The sequence below is a fragment of the Alkalitalea saponilacus genome (genome assembly GCF_900168165.1).
Classification (GTDB): domain Bacteria; phylum Bacteroidota; class Bacteroidia; order Bacteroidales; family Marinilabiliaceae; genus Natronoflexus; species Natronoflexus saponilacus.
In genome coordinates this window covers 164,516-185,035 of the sequence record NZ_FUYV01000003.1, presented here as the reverse complement: position 1 = coordinate 185,035, position 20,520 = coordinate 164,516, and the positions used below count along the sequence as shown (strand labels likewise).

The 20,520-nt window shown below is 39.9% G+C and carries 9 protein-coding genes; 3 read left to right on the top strand and 6 right to left on the bottom strand.

What is annotated here, in order from left to right:
- Positions 1-170 precede the first annotated feature (170 nt).
- Together B5X70_RS04120 and rlmN are read left to right on the top strand one after the other, a co-directional pair.
- On the top strand, positions 171-842 hold the full coding sequence (locus B5X70_RS04120; RefSeq protein ID WP_079556614.1) for a ferredoxin--NADP reductase: 672 nt from the start codon (positions 171-173) through the stop codon (positions 840-842).
- A gap of 2 nt (positions 843-844) precedes the next feature.
- Complete coding sequence (gene rlmN, locus B5X70_RS04115; protein WP_079556613.1) at positions 845-1,888, top strand: dual-specificity RNA methyltransferase RlmN; 1,044 nt, start codon at positions 845-847, stop codon at positions 1,886-1,888.
- Between the two features lie 585 nt (positions 1,889-2,473).
- Here the strand turns inward: rlmN and B5X70_RS04110 are convergent.
- From B5X70_RS04110 to B5X70_RS04085, 6 genes are all read right to left on the bottom strand, one after another.
- Entirely contained in the window at positions 2,474-5,158 is a 2,685-nt protein-coding gene (locus tag B5X70_RS04110; protein ID WP_079556612.1) for a family 16 glycosylhydrolase, read from the bottom strand.
- Positions 5,159-5,612: 454 nt separating this feature from the next.
- A complete protein-coding gene (locus B5X70_RS04105) occupies positions 5,613-7,586 on the bottom strand; it encodes a glycoside hydrolase family 97 protein (protein ID WP_079556611.1) in 1,974 nt (657 codons plus the stop codon).
- A gap of 255 nt (positions 7,587-7,841) precedes the next feature.
- The gene (locus B5X70_RS04100) at positions 7,842-10,259 is read right to left on the bottom strand and encodes a glycoside hydrolase family 31 protein (protein WP_079556610.1); all 2,418 of its coding nucleotides are present in this window, start codon (positions 10,257-10,259) and stop codon (positions 7,842-7,844) included.
- A gap of 339 nt (positions 10,260-10,598) precedes the next feature.
- The gene (gene galA / locus B5X70_RS04095) at positions 10,599-13,478 is read right to left on the bottom strand and encodes a beta-galactosidase GalA (RefSeq protein WP_079556609.1); all 2,880 of its coding nucleotides are present in this window, start codon (positions 13,476-13,478) and stop codon (positions 10,599-10,601) included.
- Positions 13,479-14,381: 903 nt separating this feature from the next.
- The gene (locus tag B5X70_RS04090) at positions 14,382-15,353 is read right to left on the bottom strand and encodes a family 43 glycosylhydrolase (RefSeq protein WP_079556608.1); all 972 of its coding nucleotides are present in this window, start codon (positions 15,351-15,353) and stop codon (positions 14,382-14,384) included.
- Positions 15,354-15,568: 215 nt separating this feature from the next.
- A complete protein-coding gene (locus tag B5X70_RS04085) occupies positions 15,569-16,438 on the bottom strand; it encodes a glycoside hydrolase family 16 protein (protein ID WP_232468303.1) in 870 nt (289 codons plus the stop codon).
- A 517-nt stretch (positions 16,439-16,955) separates the two neighbouring features.
- On the opposite strand from B5X70_RS04085, the gene B5X70_RS04080 reads away from it, so the two are divergent.
- On the top strand, positions 16,956-20,381 hold the full coding sequence (locus tag B5X70_RS04080; protein WP_079556606.1) for a cadherin-like beta sandwich domain-containing protein: 3,426 nt from the start codon (positions 16,956-16,958) through the stop codon (positions 20,379-20,381).
- Positions 20,382-20,520: the final 139 nt, after the last annotated feature.

Below are 20,520 nucleotides of genomic sequence, written 5' to 3'. Positions count from 1 at the left end.
CAAACAACAAAAATCGCAAAAAAATGCGGAACTATATCATTTTTGGTTCCAATTAATTTATACATGCTTTATAACATTAGGTTGCGTTTTTTAACAAAAACAAAAAGCCCTATATTTTTGTTTGTAAATAGTTAAATAACGATTGTTCATAGAATATAAGTGATTTAGAAATGCCCCACACTCAACGAAAAAAAAAGGATCTAAACCCCAGCCTTATTCTTGGCAAAAAGGAAATTGCTGATGGCGTATTCACCATTGATACAGAGAAAAAGTTCAGTTTTATCCCCGGGCAAGTCATTGCATTAGCGCTTAATCCCGAAGATGAGCCCCGCTTATACAGCATTGCATCGGGGAATGAAGGAAAAGCTCTGCGTATTCTTTTCGACATCAACCCGGAGGGTCAACTTACTCCTGCGCTGTCCAAATGTCGGATTGGTGATACAGTATTTGTTTCAGAGCCTTTCGGGAAGTTTATCGGAACTCAGGAACAGGCATTCTGGATAGCCACAGGAACAGGCATTGCGCCATTTATCAGCATGCTGGAATCCGGTTTGGCTATAAATAAAACACTATTGCATGGAGCCAGGTACATCTCTCAGTTTTACTATGCCGACAAATTTGAACAAACAATGCACCAGAATTATTTAAGGTTCTGTACTGCAGAAGAGAATGACATGGTAATACATGGTAGAATAACCGATTACCTGAAGAAACATGAAACCCTTTCGCTCGAAATAAAATATTACCTTTGCGGAAGTGCCGAGATGGTGGTTGAAGTGAGAGACATTTTAATAAATAAAGGAATTCCTTTCGATAACATAGTAGCAGAAATATACTTTTAAAGATGCAAAATGAGCTTTTATACGGGAAGACGTTAAATGAATTAAAAGAAATTGTAAAACAACACAATTTGCCCGGCTTTACAGCCGGACAAATTGCTGATTGGCTATACAAAAAAAGAGCTGAGTCCATCGATTCAATGACCAATCTCTCAAAAAAAGCACGCCAGTTATTATCTGAAAATTTCGAAACCGGTGTTACCCTACCATCAAAAGTCCAAGAATCGGTTGACGGAACAAAAAAGTATCTTTTTCCGGCACACAAGCACTTATTTATTGAAGCTGCATACATCCCGGAAGACAATAGAAAAACGCTCTGCATTTCTTCACAAGTTGGTTGTAAAATGGGATGCCTTTTTTGTATGACCGGTAAACAAGGCTTTCAGTCGCAACTAACAGCCGGTGAAATTCTAAATCAAATCAGGAGCATTCCCGAAAGTGAAGAATTGACCAATGTGGTTTACATGGGTATGGGAGAACCTCTGGATAACATTGAGGAAGTTCTTAAAAGCCTTGACATACTCACATCTGACTGGGGATATGGATGGAGTCCGAGAAGAATCAATGTTTCTACCATCGGAATTGTCCCAGCCATGCGAAGATTTATTGAAGAGAGCGAAGCCCACCTTGCCATCAGTCTTCATACCCCTTTTAATGAAGAACGGCAAAAACTGATGCCAATTGAACAGGTATATTCCATTGAACAGGTTATTGAAACACTTCGTGAATATGATTTTGGTCGCCAGCGCAGAATTTCTTTTGAGTACATCATGTTTGAAGGGATAAATGATACACCTGCACATGTAAAAGGCCTGACTAAAATCCTTAACGGCATACGATGTAGGATAAATCTGATTAAGTTTCACCCCATTCCTGATTCTCCTCTTAGAGGAACTCCACACAAAACCATGCAATGGTTTTGTGACCAACTCAACAACAAAGGCATAACCACCACCATACGCCGTTCTCGTGGAGAAGATATTTATGCTGCATGTGGTTTGCTTTCAACCAAAGCTCTTCTCAACGATGATAAACCAAAAGATTATTAATCAAACAATCGTATAAAAGTAATTTTCAAGCCTTAGAAAACCATAGCAAAACCACTTACAATAGAACCTGACCTCAAAACATGATCCAGTCTTGATTGGAGATAGTTTTCCCTTCCTTAACAATTTAGATTACTACAAAAAAATTGAGACAAGGCATTATTTTCACCACCGGATCTGCATAAAAACAAGAAAATCACAACATCAGAATCTCACATATCCATGCCATGGTTCATTTTTAACACCATAAAAGTGTTAAAAATGGGTCTTCAGAATCCATCATACTTTATATTCAGCAGGTCGTTCCGGAGACATATTAATAATTGGATGAACATCCTTCGAGTATATAAAAAAGAGGCTGTCTTAAAAGTAAATTTAAATTTTCCTTAACTTTCAAATCGTAAATTACACGTTAATAATTCACCCCTAAATCCCCCAAGGGGGACTTTAAGCCTCCCACTTGGGGGAGGTTTGGAGGGGTGAAAGCAAAGTCGTTTTACAAATTGTAAGTATTGAATATCATTAACAGACTTTTTAGACAGCCCCTGAAAGAAAAAACCTGATTTTGATTCCCGTTATTTGTTTTTTCTATTTTTTAATCACAATTCTTTTGGAAACTCGTTCTCCGTTATAATCGGTTATAACTAAAACATATACTCCATCATTCCATCCGTAAGTGTTAACACTTAGAGAAGAAGAATTTATGTTCCCTGTTTCAAACACACGTACTCCGGCTAAGCTATAAACAGTAATATCCGCAATATTTACTTCTGAATAAATAATAAAATTGTCCGAAGCAGGATTAGGATAAACTTCTGTTCTCAACTCTGAAGCAACAGGTAGATTTGTTGCATTTTTCAACTCAAGAGAAACATCATCAATATAAACCGATGTTATCAAATTATCACCACCTGTACTACCCATCTCAAACACCAATTTACCAACAACTTCTACATTTTCCTTGTTTATTGTGATTGAATAGGTATCCCACTCAGTGGTGATGTTGAATTCTTTCGGACTCATAAATTCAATAAACCATGGAGCAGCATCCAAACCTTTTCCAAAGTTCACATTAAGAGTTCTTGGAGCATCAGCCCTCGCTCTAAAAGTAAGAACATATTCACCATCAGGGGTATCAAGATTATCTTTGAACAACTGAACCGACCATGGCTGCCATCCGGCATTGGTTATATTAACTGTAGCTAAATGCTCAGACGGAAATGTAACTGATCCTTGTCCACCATCTCCAAACCAATATTCCCAATTACCCTGATCTCCTCCATTGGGATCGCCAATTTCACCTGAACCATCATAAAGATTCGGGTTTTCAGGATCAATTCCGGTGGTATAAATAATATCATCAAAGGCAATATCGGAGATGGATGTACTACCAGGCCCCTGGGTCACTGAGAATGGAATAGGAACTGCAGATAAATCAACGCTCGCAAAAGAGCTAATCGGAATTCTAACTCTATGCCATTCGCCATCACGCTCAAATCCTTCAGGATCTGAACCGGTCACAAAATCAAAAGATCCGGAGGTACCTGAGGCACCTGTGATGGTGACTCTGAAACTCTCCTGAGAAGATGCTTTTACTGAAAATGCCAAATAACCATTCTCAAAATGAGAAAGATCTGCCGCCTTATCGTCATGAATTCCAAAACCCCACCAACCGGCACCAACCGATGTGAAGGCCAGATATTCTTCGCCATCATATGGCGAAGATTGGATATTATTTAACGTTCCTTCCCAAATGTAAATGTGAGCATCAACATCATTAATGAGTAAGATTTCTTCAACATTAGGATTTTCAGTAAAGATTCCATAATAATCTGCTACAATCTTGTTTTCAAACAGTTGCAGATCATCATTCCTATTGGGATTTAACTCACTATTCATCAAAGGCTGCCCATCAACTGACAGATAAATATCGTCCACAAGAATATTGGAAATTGCGCCATCCCCTCCAAGCATGAAAATATTTCTAACATCAGATAAATCCAACCCTGCTGCAACCAATTCCGAAACAGGAATAGATAATTCGTACCATTGTCCGTCCCTTTGAAATCCGTAGGGATCGCTCCCTTCAATAAAATTTATACGCCCTTCGGCAGCACCTCCCATGCCAATCCAGAAATCATTATCCGATGAAGTGCGTAAAGCCAAATGCAGAGAACCATTACTAAAATGCGAAAAATCCATACCGGCAGCAGCATTAATTCCAAATCCAAACCAGGTTCTTGCAGGGTAACCATAAAAACTTAAAACCTCGGCTCCATCATAAGAAGGTGCGTTTTCTAACGGCTGCAATGAATTATCCCAAACCTGCAATGTATTAGAAAAGTCATCGAATACGAATCGCTCAGATATAGAAGGATTTTCCGTGAAAATTCCGAAATAATCTGCCTGAGGTGTTTGCGGCTCAGAAACAACAAGAACTCCTTCGCCCTCTCGTTGGTATACACGAATGTAATCCACAAACATCTGAGCTGGAAGAGGAGCTGTAATGTCATCAGGATTTGTTATCCCCGGGAATGAACCTCCCACTGCCAGATTTAGAATGAAATAGTGAGGCCAGTCACGAAACTCTTCTGCATCTTCTCCGGTAATATCCATGGCGAAGTAAGGAGTTGGATGATCATTAAAATACATCTCAATTCTTTGGGGCGTCCATTCCATTACAAAAACATTATACTCATATAAAGATGCCCCTTCGGGTGCAGTCCATTGCGGTCCATATCCGGCATAATTACCTGCGTGTTCCCAGTGTAATGCACCATTAAAAGTTCTATCCTGAGTTCCGGCGTCGATACCTTCCCTGTGTCCAGCCTCCATAATATCAATCTCACCACTTGCAGGCCAAGTATTCTGAGTTCCCAACATCCAAAATGCAGGCCACAAGCCATCTGCCAAAACTGGCAATTTAATTCTAGCCTCAATGCGACCATATAATGCAGCAACTTTGCCGGAAGTATTGATTCGTCCGGAGGTAAACTGATAATCGCCAAAACTTTCACGTTTTGCGGTAATAATCAGAGCATTATTTCCTTCACCATCAGGGCCTACTTCAACATTTTCAGCACGATAGTGCTGAAGTTCCTGATTGGCTCCCCAGTTCCAAACGCCAACTTCTGTCTCATAATTCCATACACTGGTATTTAATTCTGCTCCTTCAAAATTTTCTTCCCAAACAAGTTGGTATTCCTGTGCTGTTGCTGACATGATAAAGGCAGCAATGAACAGCTTAAGTAAAACAATGTAACACTTCTTCATTCTTTCAAGATTTAAGATTAATGGTATGATAAAATGATTTTATAATCCTTAAATGAATATTCCTTCGGTTTATTTTGAAAACGTTTCCCAACGACACATCGTTGGGAACGCTTTCAACAATAAAAAGTCAGGTGTGAAATTAGGCTCATAGCTTATGAACACATCAACAGCAAAAGTATATACAGATGTTAATTTTTGAATAAATGTCATTTCACAATAAACTCTTTTATAAAAATCCAAACCTCATAAAAACCTCATCAATCAAATCTTTTACACTTGATTTTATACACTTTAAACAACCCACAAACCCACATTTAATCACCACACCAACCAAAACCACTTTAACAAAAAGATCAAAAAGAGTTAAACCCACATCATTTTATTCGATAACGGAAATAAAAAAAGGATTCCGGTTACCCGGAATCCTTTTCTTCATTAGAATGAATTTAAAAAGTCACCTTCTCTTTATAGAGGCAGCCCAACCGCCGCCTGTTGACATATTAACAGTCATCGTTGTACCTTTATCAACTCGCTTTACCTCACGTACATAATCCTGCCCGTTACGGTCGGCATTAATTCCATCTCTGAAGATTACTGCATCGTATTCACCCTCTCCCAGAAATGAAAAGTCGATGGTTATCTCACGCTCGTCCCAGTTTGTCATGGCGCCCACATACCAATTTTTCCCATTACGGCGGGCGATGGCCACATATTCTCCTAAAACACCATCAAGCGCAACTGTTTGATCAAACACCGTGGGAATTGAAGCAATAAACCTGGTGCTCTCATGTTCCCTTTTATAGTGAGTGGGGTTGTCGGCCATCATCGAAAGAGGTGATTCATAAACAATATACATAGCCAATTGATGACACCTTGTACCCTGACTCATGGGAGTTGCATGCATCGCTCTCCAGTTCCAGCGGTTCGAATTAATCATGGCGCCAGGCGTATAATCCATGGGGCCGGCCAATGCTCTGATAAACGGGATGGTCACATCATATTCCGGCATATCCAGATAATCTGTCCACTTAACATTCTCCAAACCATAAACACCTTCGAAAGTGATTACGTTCGGGTATGTGAATTGCAAACCGGTAGGCTTGTAAGAACCATGAAAATTAACCAACTGCTGGTATTTGGCTGCCATTTCTGCTACCTTGTAGTAAAAATTCACAACCGGCTGATCGTCCCGATCCATAAAATCTATTTTATATCCTGCCACGCCCATTGCTGAATAGACCCTCATCACCTCATCCATTTCCTGGTTCAAAGGCAACCAACCTGCCCAGAGAATAATGCCGACCCCACGATCTTTTGCATGTTTAATGATACCTTCAAGATCTATATAAGGCTTAATCTGAAGCAGACTCTCCTGTTCAGACCAGCCCTCATCAAGAATAACATACTCTATACCATATTCGGCCGCAAAGTCAATGTAGTATTTGTATGTTTCAGTATTTACACCTGCCCTAAAATCCACATTATAGATATTTAGGTAATTCCACCAATCCCATGCAACCTTTCCGGGCTTAATCCACGACAAATCACCAATGCGGTTGGGGGATGCCAAACGAGCCACCAGGTCATTATCAAGCAGCTCCACATCTTTATTACTAACAGCTACAGCTCGCCAGGGGAAGTTTCTTCTACCCTCTGATTTGGCAATATATTCGGCGCGTTTTGTTACAATGGATTGCAGATTATTATGTCCGCCACGCTCCTCTGCAAGAGGGTAAGGTGCAAACCGGGCAGAATAGCCGGTGCGTTCGTTATTCACAGTAAGAAACATTCCGGGATAATCTTCAAGGTCCACTTCTGTAATCACAATCTTCCTGTTTTTCCCGGCTTCCACAAGCAGTGGCATGATAATTAACGAATCTGCCACAACCTCATCCAGGGTAAGCAAATCGTAAGTACTTTCAAAAGAAGTACTGTATGGATCAAATTCCCTCGGAACAATGTATGGAACCCAAGCTTTTTCGTGCGTGGGAAATACCATATTGACTTCTTCATCTAAAATAACTATATCACGACGGAATGAAGTGGTTAACCGATATGCAGCCCCATCATCATAAACTCTGAAAACAATACCAAGACCGTCTCTCAACTCAACCGTCATTTGATTATAGTGATTAATAACCTCACTTTTTCTATAAACAGGCGTGTTGATGATCTGGTTCTCGGATTGCCGGGTAACCCGACGAACCCTTGTATCTCGTCCCAAAACACCTTCTCTTTCGAGTGTAAGTGAAATGGTAGAAGGCCCCATCACCTTCTCTCCATCCATAAAGAGTGACCATGATACATAATCAGTTACTTCAACCTCGATTTCAAGATTTTTTCCGGGTGATTGCAACTTAAGTGCCTCGCTATATGAAAGAGAGGTAATCAGAAGTGCCGTTAAAAGAATAACAATCTGTTTCTTCATCTGTTTATAATTTATGTTAGTTATTCCCGAAGCCTCGGGACTCATTTCAATTGCATACAGCTAAAGCAACCATAAATCTATATATCTGCGCTCAACCATCTCAACATTACCACCCTTAAAAATCTAGTCGCTAATCTGAAGATGAGAAATCAGAACATTTCTGAATTCATTTGGTATGATATAAAAAAGCCACTTTCAATTCTAAATATACAAAATCAGGGCTTCACGTTAAGTGAAGCCCTGATCAGCACTCAACTATTTAACATCAAAAACGGAAACGTTCAATTTGGTTCGCCTACCAAAAGGATTTGACACCAGTTCTGCTTTCCCATCTCTTTTATTTACAACAACTTCTTTAAGCATATCATCTGCAGGCAAGCAGACCTTGCCTTTTGCAGTCGTCTCATCTGCACTAAATACTTTCAGTTCAATATTTGACCAGTCCATATATTTTGTAGCCTGAGCAAGTCCAATGTGTGGAATAACCGCCCCATCACGCACCAAAATTACTGCAGGAATATGTGCCGTTTCAATCCTGTTCCATCCGGGATTGTAAACTTTTCCTGTTTGATAATCTATCCACTTATGATTTCCTGGTAAATAGACATCTCTGGCCTCCAGATTTTCAAAATGAGGAGCTACCAACATGTCAGACCCGAAAAGGTACTGATCATCAACCAACCAGGCACCCGGGTCGTCAGGATACTCAATAAAAAGAGCCCGCATCATAGGGAGACCGTTTTCCACTCCATGCTTCGACTGAGCATAAATATAAGGCATCAACTTATACCGCATGTTAACAGCATCCCTGTAATCGTTCAAAAACTCTTCACCATATTCCCAAGGCTCTTTTGGTGGATGACCATGAGCACGTGTGTGAGAAGACAGAACCCCAAAGGCCAGCCAACGCTTATAAACATCTGCCGGCGTAGGATCAACGAAACCTCCCACATCATGACTCCAGAAAGTAAATCCACTCACCCCCATGCTTAACCCGCCACGCAATGTTGCTTTCATGGCTGAATTGGTCGGAGCCGGATCTCCTCCCCAATGGAGAGGATACCTCTGGGAGCCAGCCCATGTACTTCTTGCCCAAATGATATTTTCACCTTTAATTTCTTGAGTTAGTTCGGCCACTATTTTATTATAACGAAGGGGATACAAGTTATGCTCATACCATCCGGTACGACCGTTATGATAAATTCCATATACCGGAGCAGCTTCTCCAAAATCGACTTTTATAGAACCTACTCCCATTTCAAGCAAACCTCGTATTTTATCCTCGTACCATTTAATGGCAGCTGGGTTGGTGAAATCAAGAACTGCATCTTCGTATGGAATATTTCCTTTTGTATTTCTCACAAACAATCCTTGCTCAACGATCTCCTGAAATAATCTGTTCTTCGGCACAAAATATGGCAACTGCCATAAACATGTATGAAAGCCATCTGCCTTCAGGTCTGATATCATCTTTTCAGCATCATCAAACCGCGATTCTGCAAATTGATAATCACATCGCCAGTCAACTTCAAACCAACCGGTATCAAAATTGATGACATCTGCCGGAATCCTGTTTTCGCGCAACTGCCGGGCCGCTTCGCGGCCTTCTGCTTCTGAGAAATAGGTTATGCGACTCATCCAGAATCCAAAAGACCACAACGGAGGCATGGTAGGTTTTCCTGTAACGTTGGTATATTCGTTAAGAACATCTCTAGGGTCTCCTATAAATATAAACAGATCCAGTTCTTCATCTCCAATCATAAGAGAATTTACACCACTGAAATATTTACCAATATCGGCAGTGATAGGTGTGGATGTATGAATAAACATACCATAGCCTCTGCTGCTTAAGAAAAATGGGATAGGTTTGTAACTTGTTTCATTCTGTGTGCCATTTGCGTCATTTACCCATAACGTAACACTTTGGCCTCTTTTATTGAATTCGGTATATTGTTCGCCAAAACCAAAAATTTTCTCTCCGGGTTGAAGGTTAAAAGCTGCATTAAAACTTCTCGAATAATCTCTTGCTCTTCTTACCCAGGAAAAAGGCAGAACCGGAGTATAGGTTGAGGTATTATCCTCATAATTATTGGTACTTGTTAATATGCGACCATTTTCGTCGTAGACAGTCACGCGCCATGGTTGTTCAGTAATAACAACAGACCCATAAGGGCTGGTGTACTTATGGCCTTCATCCACTTTGGAATAAACCCAATTCTTACATGGCGGCATATCGTTATTGATCAGCATCAAAGACTTCTGTGCTGCAACCTGAGGAGCAACAACACCGGATTGTGCACGAATTCTAACCGCGCGGGGTGAGATAAACTCCAGTGAAAAAGGCAGCGCGGGAGAAACTTCGTATTCTCCTGCCGGGAATTCATTTGGTTCAGCCGGAGCAAGCACTCCCAACATGTTACTGAAAGCCTGACGAGTTTCGTAATTGTATCGTTCGTAAACAATTTTACCTGTAGCTGTTTCAGGATTAAAGTCTGCTAAACGATCAGCCACAAAGTATGTATTCCGGAAAGATCTGAAATCCGGAGTCAGTTCCTGGGGTTCATTCAGCAACTGCATTCCCTGCATTTGTCCTTTAACTGGAACCGACAGTAAGACTACTGCCAAAATGAGCACTGTTTTCTTGTTGAAAACATGCCAATTATATTTTTTCATAACATTGAGATTTTATAAACCGATTAATAAATTGGCATATGCAAGATATGCCTACCACTACCAACCACACAAATACTTTATTGTCATAATCTTGTATTATTTTAAACCATATTATCAAACAACTGAACGTTCGGATAATACTTTTGTCCCCGGGTTTTCCAATAATCTGGTTTGAGAATTTATGATATAAGTTGAATCTGGCTTCTGCAATTTCTATGATTTAAGGGGTTTCGATTTGCAATCAATTGAAAAGAGAATTTTCTATATGCCGAATCCTTATGCGATTCGGCATTTAAGAAAAACATAATCATTATAAAACAAACCACAATACAAAACTCATCATTTCACAACAGGACTCATATCAGATTCCAAAGCAGTGATCACAATATCATCACGCTTTAACCCTTCTGATTTGGCTGAAAGAATAATATCACCTGCCTCTCCTGTGCTCTGCACAAGAACTTGTGCCAAACCGTTAAACACCCTTCGTCTCCATTGATTAGCAGGAATTTCAACACGCACCAATCCAGGATCGGTATTTTCACTGTTCCAGACATGTGTCTTAACATAAGGATTAGCGACCATTGTTACCACATTGACTCCAGTCCTAAGTTCGGATGCCGAGAGGTCGAACTGGTGAAACGGAACATCTCCGGATAGATTTTCTCCAACAAGAGTGCCATTCACATAAACTGACTGATTGTGTCCAATACTTTTATACATCCACTGAATTTTGCCTTTTAGAAGTTCTTCATTACTTAGGTTAAAAGTCCCTCTGACAACCATTGGAACGGACTCTGTGCCGGGCGCAAGACCATCTCCCTGCAACCCGGGCTTCCAGGATGAACAATCAAAACCTGGCGCCAAAACCCTTCTCATGCGCACATCAGAAAGCGGTTTTTCTCGAATATTCTCAATCTTGAATGCCTTAATCGTTTCTACAAACTTGCATGGCTCGTGAGAAACCGGATCGCCATTTCCAACTCCAATAATTCGTCCGGGGCCTGAAATATCAAAAACAACATCATGCATCGCATCAGGAATTAAAGCACCGTTCTCATCTTCCACCCGCACAGTGATAACAGACAGATCTGCCCGGTCGCCACGAATCTCAGTTCTGTCGGCAACCAGCGCGACAGTAGAAGGAGCTCCGGTAGTAGAAACTTCAGTTGTCATGGCAACCTCACCGTTCTCGTAAGCCACTGCTTTTACTGTGCCGGGCTGGTACTCTACCATCCATGAAAGATAATCATTGGGTTTCATAGTCTGTCTTCCCAGACTTTCTCCGTTTAAGAATAACTCTATCTCCTCAAAGTTGCTGTAAACCCAAACATCAATCTCCTCTCCTTCACGGCCGGGCCAGTTCCAATGCGGAAAGACATGCAAAACCGGATCATTGGACCACCATGACTTCAAATAATAGACATTATCTTTGGGAAAACCGCACAAATCCATCATACCAAAATAAGAAACAACTGATGGGAATTCAAATGGCGTAGATTCTCCTCTATAATCAAACCCGGTCCAGATACACATTCCGGCTAAATAATCACGCTCTGCGTAATGCTTCCAACCATCGCGGATTCGTATAAAACCATTTGTAGGACGATCATATGCAGCTAAATGCTGCTTTTCAAAATCGTCGAAATAAATACCCCGTGTGGTGTTGGTAGATCCTTCTTCAGTTCCCAAAGAAGCCTGCCACGGATTTGCGGCGTAATGCTTATCGGTATCTCCATGGCGCAAATAATTATACCCCATAACTTCAATCACACTGGAAATTCCGCCCCCCCAAGTACCGCTTACAGCGACATTTATGGGTCTTGTTACATCGTACTTTTTCGCAAAAGCCTGCATGTTGAGCGCAATTCGTGCGCCCTTTTCATTTCCTTCAATCATCCACTCTTCGTTACCAATTGACCAGAGGATGACGCTTGGATGATTTCTGTCCCTTATCATCAATCTACGCAGATGATCCAATATTTCATCTGTGGTTCCCATTATTCGGTTTTCATTTACCACCAGCATTCCCATTCTGTCGCAAGCTTCAAGCAGTGCAGGTGAAGGTGGATAATGAGCCATGCGGTAAGTGTTGTTACCCATGTATTGCAGCTGACGAATACGCCATTCGTGAAGTGCATCAGGAATGGCCGTTCCAACCCCGGCATGATTTTGATGATTATTGGTTCCTTTAATTTTCACATGCCGGCCATTGAGGAAAAAGCCTCTATCAGGCGTCCATTCTATGGTGCGAATGCCAAAAGTTGTTTTAAACTCGTCCACCAAAACTTCGTTCTGGTATATGTTTGTAACCAGTTGATAAAGGTGTGGATCATCAATATCCCATAAACGGGGATTGTCGACATTTAATATCATGGGGTACTCGCCATGAAACATAGATTTTAATTCTTTAATACCAGACCTTCCTGAAGCAACTACGCGTCCCTCAGCATCAATTATTTTATTCTCAATCTGAAAAGATGCCGGTTCAAGATTCTTATTCATAACAGTGATACGAGCTGTAACCTCTGACCGGCTGTCATCAACTTGTGTGGTTACATATGTTCCGTATTGCGGAACATACAATGGATCTGTTTTGGTTAAATGAACATGTCGGTATACTCCAGCTCCTTCGTAAAACCACCCCTCTTCCATACATGCATCAACACGAATTGAAACTACATTATTGCCTCCATAATTGAGATATTCAGTTACATCATATGAAAAACTGGTATACCCGCTGGGCTCGTTGCCGCAATAAAATCCGTTCACCCAAACCCTGGCATCACGAAAAACACCCTCAAATTCAATAAAAATACGCTTTCCTAAATCCTCCTCCGGAATATAAAATGAACGTCGATACCAACCAACACTTGACTCTGGAAAACCTGGCCCTACAGCCTTATAGCCGTGGCTATGACTAGCATCGGGATGAAATTCTGCTTCTACAGCCCAATCGTGAGGCAAGTCCAACAGTCGCCATGATCGATCATCGAAATCAGCAGCTGCGGCACCATCACCATATCCGGCTTTGGCCAAATAGGTAAAATAACTGGTACCAACATTAAAGTCCTTTTCAATGTTAGTTGCATGTCCAAATGCAAACTTCCAGTCATAATTCATCAGCAAGCGTTCGCGAGGTGATGACTCAGCAATTGCTGATAAAGACAATATTAAAACTGCTAACAGAACTCCCATTTTTCTTAGTATCCTATTCATTACTCTTCTAATTTATTTGTTAGAATTTATCTATTTCCTAGAACTTATTAGATATACCTCCTACTAAATGTAATTGTTTAAAATGATTTCGCATGATGGGGACATCAATAATCTTTTATAACCGGAATTAACCAAAAATCGGCATTATGTGAAAAACTCCACACTAAACAGTTGCTTGACAGAATCCAATCATGCCAACCGAAACAATTCATTAGACTTTACAAATATATTTTAACACTTCTTGATTGCTTGGACGTATTTGTATGACATCAAGGGATAATTTGTGTACATACAAGGTTGCTATGTGCACCACTTAGGTGTTAAATGTATTTCAACGTCACCACTACGCACAAACAATCAAACACTTAACTATACAAATTCTAAAAATCTCAACACAAGTGAGATATTTCCCGGAGGCTATTTATATATTCAAATACTCTTACTTTCTCTGAAATTAGTTATCCAAAAAGCAATCTTCATACAATTTGTTGGATGGCATCCTCGTCAAATGGACATAGAATTCTCACACTTGTTTAAATGTCAAAAAGAGATTCATGGCCATACCAATATTTCATTACTGGAGTAAATGATGACGTGGGAAATTAGACCCAATTCGCACCAAAACTAAAATCAGAAGTAGGAGAATTTAATCCGGAACAGAATAACAGCAGGAGTAAAAAGGGCTGTCGATCGACAGCCCTTTTTTAAAACAAATCACACCTAACAAAAATCGCGGAATATAAGACCATACGATCAATTCTAGAATTAAACACTAAGACTTACTTTTCCCGGCAATTGTAAAAAACTTTTAAAATTTAATTATACAATCAATATTTCAAGAACGATATTGTACATCTAAAAACCGTTTATCTGTACATTTTAAATTTCATGCATTTGTTGAATCTATTCAAAAGGCGGCACGCTGTTTAATGAAATTGGCAGAATATTTCCTTTTGCATCATAATTCAAACTATCAAGGCATAGCTGACGCAAAACATACTCCTGCTCCTGTGGATAGATCCGGTGATAAAGGATATAGTCCTGATTGTGGACTCTGAATACGCTGTGATGGCCGGGTCCTACCACTGCCCCATCGGGAGTTGATTGCAAAATCGGACTGTATTTTCCTTCTCTCCAAGGTCCATAAGGAGTATCGCCTACCGAATACCTGATGTGATAAGTCTCATTAATCGCCATTCCATCAGAATACATCAGGTAATACTGTCCGTTTCTCTTAATCATAAAGGCTCCCTCAAAAAAGTTTGGAGGAGTCACATCCTGGGGCTCTTCAAGAAAGGTTTTCATGTCATCATCAAGACGAACAACCAAGCAACGTCCATTAACCCAGTCCCAACCAGAACCCCAGTATAAATATATTTTGCCATCATCATCAATAAAGCAATTTGCATCAATGTGATGTATTCCTTCAATAAAATCAGATGGAATCAATGGAGTGTTGTCGGCTTTTAGGTTTTCCCAAGGGCCAAGAGGGTGGTCGCTTCCACCTGCCCATATTTCACTTCCAACAGATATATACATGTAAAAGCGCCCGTCTTTACCTTGAATAACATCTGGAGCCCAAACATTTGCATCCAATGACGTTGGACTGGTACAAGCCTCCTTAGTTGGCCAATTTAAAGAAGCTTCTTCCCATGACAAAAAATCTTCCGTGACAAACACAGCCAGATCGTCTCCTCCCCATGGATCCTTTGTTGCGTAAATATAAAATTTCCCTTCATATTCAACTATTGCCGGGTCAGCTCCAAAGTATCCTCCGAAGAGGGGATTACCCACCACTTGATCTTGTTCACTTTGATGACAAGAAACCAAAAGCAGGACAAGGGATAATGTAAAATAAAAGTAGTTCCGTTTCATTCTATAAATATTAAATTAAGAGACTATTTAAATTCATTTTGAATCATTTGAAAAGATTTTTAGATGTAAAACTTAAAGCCCGATAGACAAGACTTTAATTTATAACAATCGGAAGAGATCTTTCTAATTATCGTTATCATATGGACACGGAGTATTCGACCATCTCATTTAAACTAACAACGTGAACCAACCCTCGAAATCTGACAGTTTTATTTCTATTCAATTTTTTGAAAAACCCGAACGTAATCAACCTCATACAGAATCGGAAAATCAGTTTCAGATGGATCTCCGCCATTAGAGCCAATTGCCAGATTTAATAAGATATAATGAGGTTGGCGAAATGGATTGAATCCATCATAATTTATGGTTTCATTAAGATCAATTTCATTTAACAACTCATCATCCAAATAAATGCGGATATAATCCTCTGTCCAGTCCATCTTCCATATGTGGAATTCTTTAGCCCAATTGGGATCTTTTTCGAGAAAATACAAAAATGGAATAACTTCGGAATACCATTTGGGATTGTAATTGTTATTAACATCCCAGGCAGCGTTTGCCAAAATGGATGGAACACCATCAATACGGTAATATTCCATAACATCAACCTCTCCTCCTGATGGCCATCCTCTATCTACACCTAAAGTCCAGATTGCAGGCCACGATCCTTTTCGTGGATCTATTCGGGCGCGTACTTCCATTATCCCATATTGAAAAGAAAACCGATCACGCGTCTTTATTAATCCCGAAGTGTATTCAGCAAACTCTCTATTTCGTCTCCAATTTCGACTGTTGGGATCAAAATTCGGATTTTCAATCTGTTCTCTCCGTCCTTCAAAAACAAGAATTCCACCTTTTATGTACACATTATCACGATGATACCATTGCAATTCTTCATTTCGAACAAATCCTTCTTCGTACTCCCAATACTTCTCATTCACTCTGCCATCCTGGTCAAATTCATCCGACCATATAAGCGCATACCCATCCGGTGTCCGAATTTGCGAGTTATCTCCATTATCTGCAGCAATACAAGACATTAATAAAGATGTACATAGTACAGCAATCAATTTCATCGTTTTCATTAGCCTAAATATAATAGATAATCAACTATAGTTAACAACTTACACTCAAATGTAAAATTAGCCTTATTAAAAAACCTCAACCAACATAAATTCGGCATTATATATAACATTTTTTAAAGCAGCGATTTAATTTTTCTGATCAATAAAGGATTTCACAAATGACATATGGTTGGCAATATTAAAAGACAGGCAGAAATTTTATTTTCTCCGGGCCAACAAAAACCTTAGTAGCAGTAATGTTAAAGCGGTATATATACTTAGTACAGTCCATAAAAAATGCTCTTTGGTTGTTCTATTATTAAGAGAAATGAGCAATATTTAACACTTCGTGTGTTCAGAGAAATAAATTTTCGAAAACAGGCTTATACTGTTGTCCGAATAAGCCATATTACAACTACAAGAACCAAACAAAATCAAAGATTTTAAAAAAATTAACATCATATGCAGAGAAAATGACAAACCCTGTTTTTACAATAAAATATCTTTAACATTTATTACATATTTAAAGAATAGCTTTATGAAAAAAACAGGATTACTCTTGAAAATTTTCATGGTTATATTTGTCTTGGGACTTTCAAGTACCAATATAATCATGGCACAAACATTAAAACACTCCTACACGTTTGAGGATGGTACAGCAGCAGACATTGTAGGGGGAGCGGATGGAACATTGCATGACGATGCAGTCGTTGAAGACGGAAGACTAATACTCTCGGGCACAGGCTATGTCTCACTACCCGGCGAAGATATTAACGTTGCCTCTTATGAGAGCCTGTCAGTAGAAGTGTTTTTTAGTCAGGCTGCCGGCGTATCCGGCAATTCAACTTTATTCTGTTTTGGCCGAACCAATCATGATCCGGGATGGCCAATGGGAGTTGACTATTTGATTTATCAGCCAACCAGAGGAGGTGATGATAACTTCTCGAGATTTGCCATTTCAACACTGAACACCGAGAACCCATGGACAACAGAAGTTGGTGCCAACGGGGATATGATTACAGATACGAGAACCCATCAGGTAGTGGGAGTATTAACTGAAACTGAAATCACGCTCTATCTGGATGGTCAGTTTATGTCAACAGAACCATTGGAAGGCAACAATGCATTATCTGCCATAAGCAATGAGGAGGTCTTTATTGGTTACATTGTTTATTTAAATGATGCAAAATGGCAAGGAGAAGTTTATGAGATGAACATTTTTGATGGCGCTCTTTCTGCAGAAGACGTAGAACAACGCTTCTGGGATTTCATGGGAGAATCATACTTTGATCCAACTCTTTCAGAACTTTCATTTAATAGAGGAGTACTTACACCGGAATTCCATCCGGAAGAACAGTTCTATGACCTTTATGTGCCATATGGTACAACTTCGGTTGCCATGAACACCAGAAGTTCAGCCAATGGAGCTGAAGTTGTTGTTTATGATGGGGCAGGCAATCTACTACCTGCAGATGAAGATATTACATTCACCGAAGATGGAATTGATCTGGAAATAGTAGTGACTGCCTTGGATGAATTAACCGAGCTAACCTATTATGTTTACATCAACCATGATCCTGGCCAGGAATCTGCAGCTTTATCAGGAATAGATTTTTCAGCAGGAGCATTAACCACCGAATTCGACACCGATGTAACCAACTATATTGCAATCGTTCCTTATGGAACAACTTCTGTTGATGTGACCGGAATCCCAATGTGGGAAGGTGCTTCAGTTTCAGGAGGCGGAAGTATCACTCTTACTGAAGGAACTGGATCAACCTCAATTTCTGTAACTTCCGAAGATGGTGAATCAACATTAACATATAATATTGATCTTTACGTAACAGAATTCAGAGCGAATCAGGAACTCCTAATTCAGCATGAAGCTTCAGGTTTTGTAATAGGCGAAAGCGGAGAAGAGTACAATGTAACAAGAATTTATCATGCGATAAATGATGAGCCTTCAATTCTGTTTGTATTTGAAGAAAGCGGCGTTGATGGTCAATATTTCATTAAAAATCAAAATGATCTATATCTGACTCTGGTACCTGATCCGGTTTGGGACATGGTGATGTCAGAAAACAAGACCGATGATCTTGACAGCAGTCGTTTCGTGGTTAATGAGTTTGAACCAGGTCGTTTTAGAATTATTCCTGTTGGACGAATTAATGAAGGAGGCAGATACATCGGAACCAACAACACAAACCTAGAAGGTGGAGTATATTCTGACAAATGGCTTGATAATGAATTAGCAATATGGAGCATTAAGCCGATAGAACAGCTGGTCTCTCCATATGACACATATTTGTCTGAACTATCATTAGATGCTGATATTAATCTGCATCCGTCATTTAATATGCATATAGACGAATATTATGTAATTCTGCCAACAGGTACAACATCTCTTACCTTCAATGCGACTCCAAGAGATGAGAATTCTACAGTTTCAGGCGATGGCACTCATGAAGTAAGCGGTGACGGACAATTAACCATTACCGTTACAGCTGATGATCCTGAATACACCAGAAATTATGTGGTCAATTACATGGAAATGTCTGAACTGACTATGCAACATTCATATACTTTTGCTGATGGAACAGCCAAAGACATGGTTGGAAATGCTCATGGTGATATCAATGGTGGAACCATCGATAATGGCACATTTATATCCAGTGCAAACGGGCATCACATTACTCTTCCGGCTGAAGAAATTGCGTTGAATGAATATCCAGCAATCACCCTTGAAGCTTATATCACAAGTGATATAAACGGTGGTTTTACTATGTTGGCATACTTTGGTGGAGCATCGGGTTCAAATGCTTATTGGATGCAGCCCACTCGAGGTGGTGGCGATCTTAGTAGCCGTACTGAATTTGGCAGCACCATGTACACTCACAGCGTAGCTACGGCTTCAGGACCAAGAATGGTAGATGGTGCACAACAGCATCTTGTAAGTGTTCTTACTTATGAAAACATATACTGGTATATCGATGGTCAATTACAAGCAGTAACAGAAACGCCGGATGATCTTTTAATAAGAGGCATCAGTACAGAAAATGCATGGTTGGGTTATGGAGGATGGAACGATCCAAGTTGGAGAGGAACACTTCACGAATTCAACATTTATAAAGGAGTAATGGATGAGCAAGAGGTAGCCTTGCGAGCACAAGAATGGCCAACTCATACTAATGCATCCAATGCAACTTTATCTGAGATTATGGTTGATTCTGATATCATCGAAGGTTTTAGTCCATTTGTAATGGAGTACACAGTATTTTTGGCTGAAGGAACAACAGATATTCCTGTAGTTGAAGCTACTCCATTTTATGAAAATGCAGGAGTAGTAATCAATGCTGCTGATAATCTTCCGGGCACTACCACCATTGTTGTTACCTCAGCCGATGAAGAGTACAGTAACACCTATACTGTTGAATTTGTTGTTCTGCAAGGCGAGATAGACGATGCGAGTCTTTCAGAAATCATGATTGACGGCGTTGAACTTGATGGATTCGATTCTGAAGTTTTGAGCTATTCAGTTGAACTTCCTTCAGGAACAACGACAGTGCCGGCTGTAACCGCAGTAGCTAATAACCCTGGAGCAACCATGGTAATAAACGATGCGGATCAAATTCCAGGTACAACAACCATCGTTGTTACTGCTCAGGATGGAATAACTCAGGTGACCTACACCATAGAGTTTACTGAAGAACCAACCACCAATATTCCGGGAGAAACCAAACAACAAACTGTTGTATTCCCAACCATGACCAGTGGAAGTTTCACAGTAAAATCTGAAGCCATTGGAAGCACCATCTCTGTATTCGATATTCAGGGAAGAGTGATCAGCAGAATATTGATGGCTTCTTCTGAGCAAACAATTGATGTTCCATCTCCAGGTATGTACATCATTTTGGTTGAAAATAATTCTAATGTGGAAACATTTAGAGTGATTAAAACCAGATAGTGTTTTTTGAGTAATTAAAAGATAATATAAAGGCCGTCATTTTCTTGAAAAATGACGGCCTTTTCTATTACCCTCTGTTTATCTGCACCTTAAAAACCAATAAACAAAACCACCTGTTTAAAAAACATCAAATAATTTA

Coding starts and splice junctions, on each gene's coding strand:
- B5X70_RS04120 (WP_079556614.1), top strand. CDS start 171: ATGCCCCACACTCAACGAAAAAAAAAGGATCTAAACCCCAGCCTTATT.
- rlmN (WP_079556613.1), top strand. CDS start 845: ATGCAAAATGAGCTTTTATACGGGAAGACGTTAAATGAATTAAAAGAA.
- B5X70_RS04110 (WP_079556612.1), bottom strand. CDS start 5,158: ATGAAGAAGTGTTACATTGTTTTACTTAAGCTGTTCATTGCTGCCTTT.
- B5X70_RS04105 (WP_079556611.1), bottom strand. CDS start 7,586: ATGAAGAAACAGATTGTTATTCTTTTAACGGCACTTCTGATTACCTCT.
- B5X70_RS04100 (WP_079556610.1), bottom strand. CDS start 10,259: ATGAAAAAATATAATTGGCATGTTTTCAACAAGAAAACAGTGCTCATT.
- galA (WP_079556609.1), bottom strand. CDS start 13,478: ATGAATAGGATACTAAGAAAAATGGGAGTTCTGTTAGCAGTTTTAATA.
- B5X70_RS04090 (WP_079556608.1), bottom strand. CDS start 15,353: ATGAAACGGAACTACTTTTATTTTACATTATCCCTTGTCCTGCTTTTG.
- B5X70_RS04085 (WP_232468303.1), bottom strand. CDS start 16,438: ATGAAAACGATGAAATTGATTGCTGTACTATGTACATCTTTATTAATG.
- B5X70_RS04080 (WP_079556606.1), top strand. CDS start 16,956: ATGAAAAAAACAGGATTACTCTTGAAAATTTTCATGGTTATATTTGTC.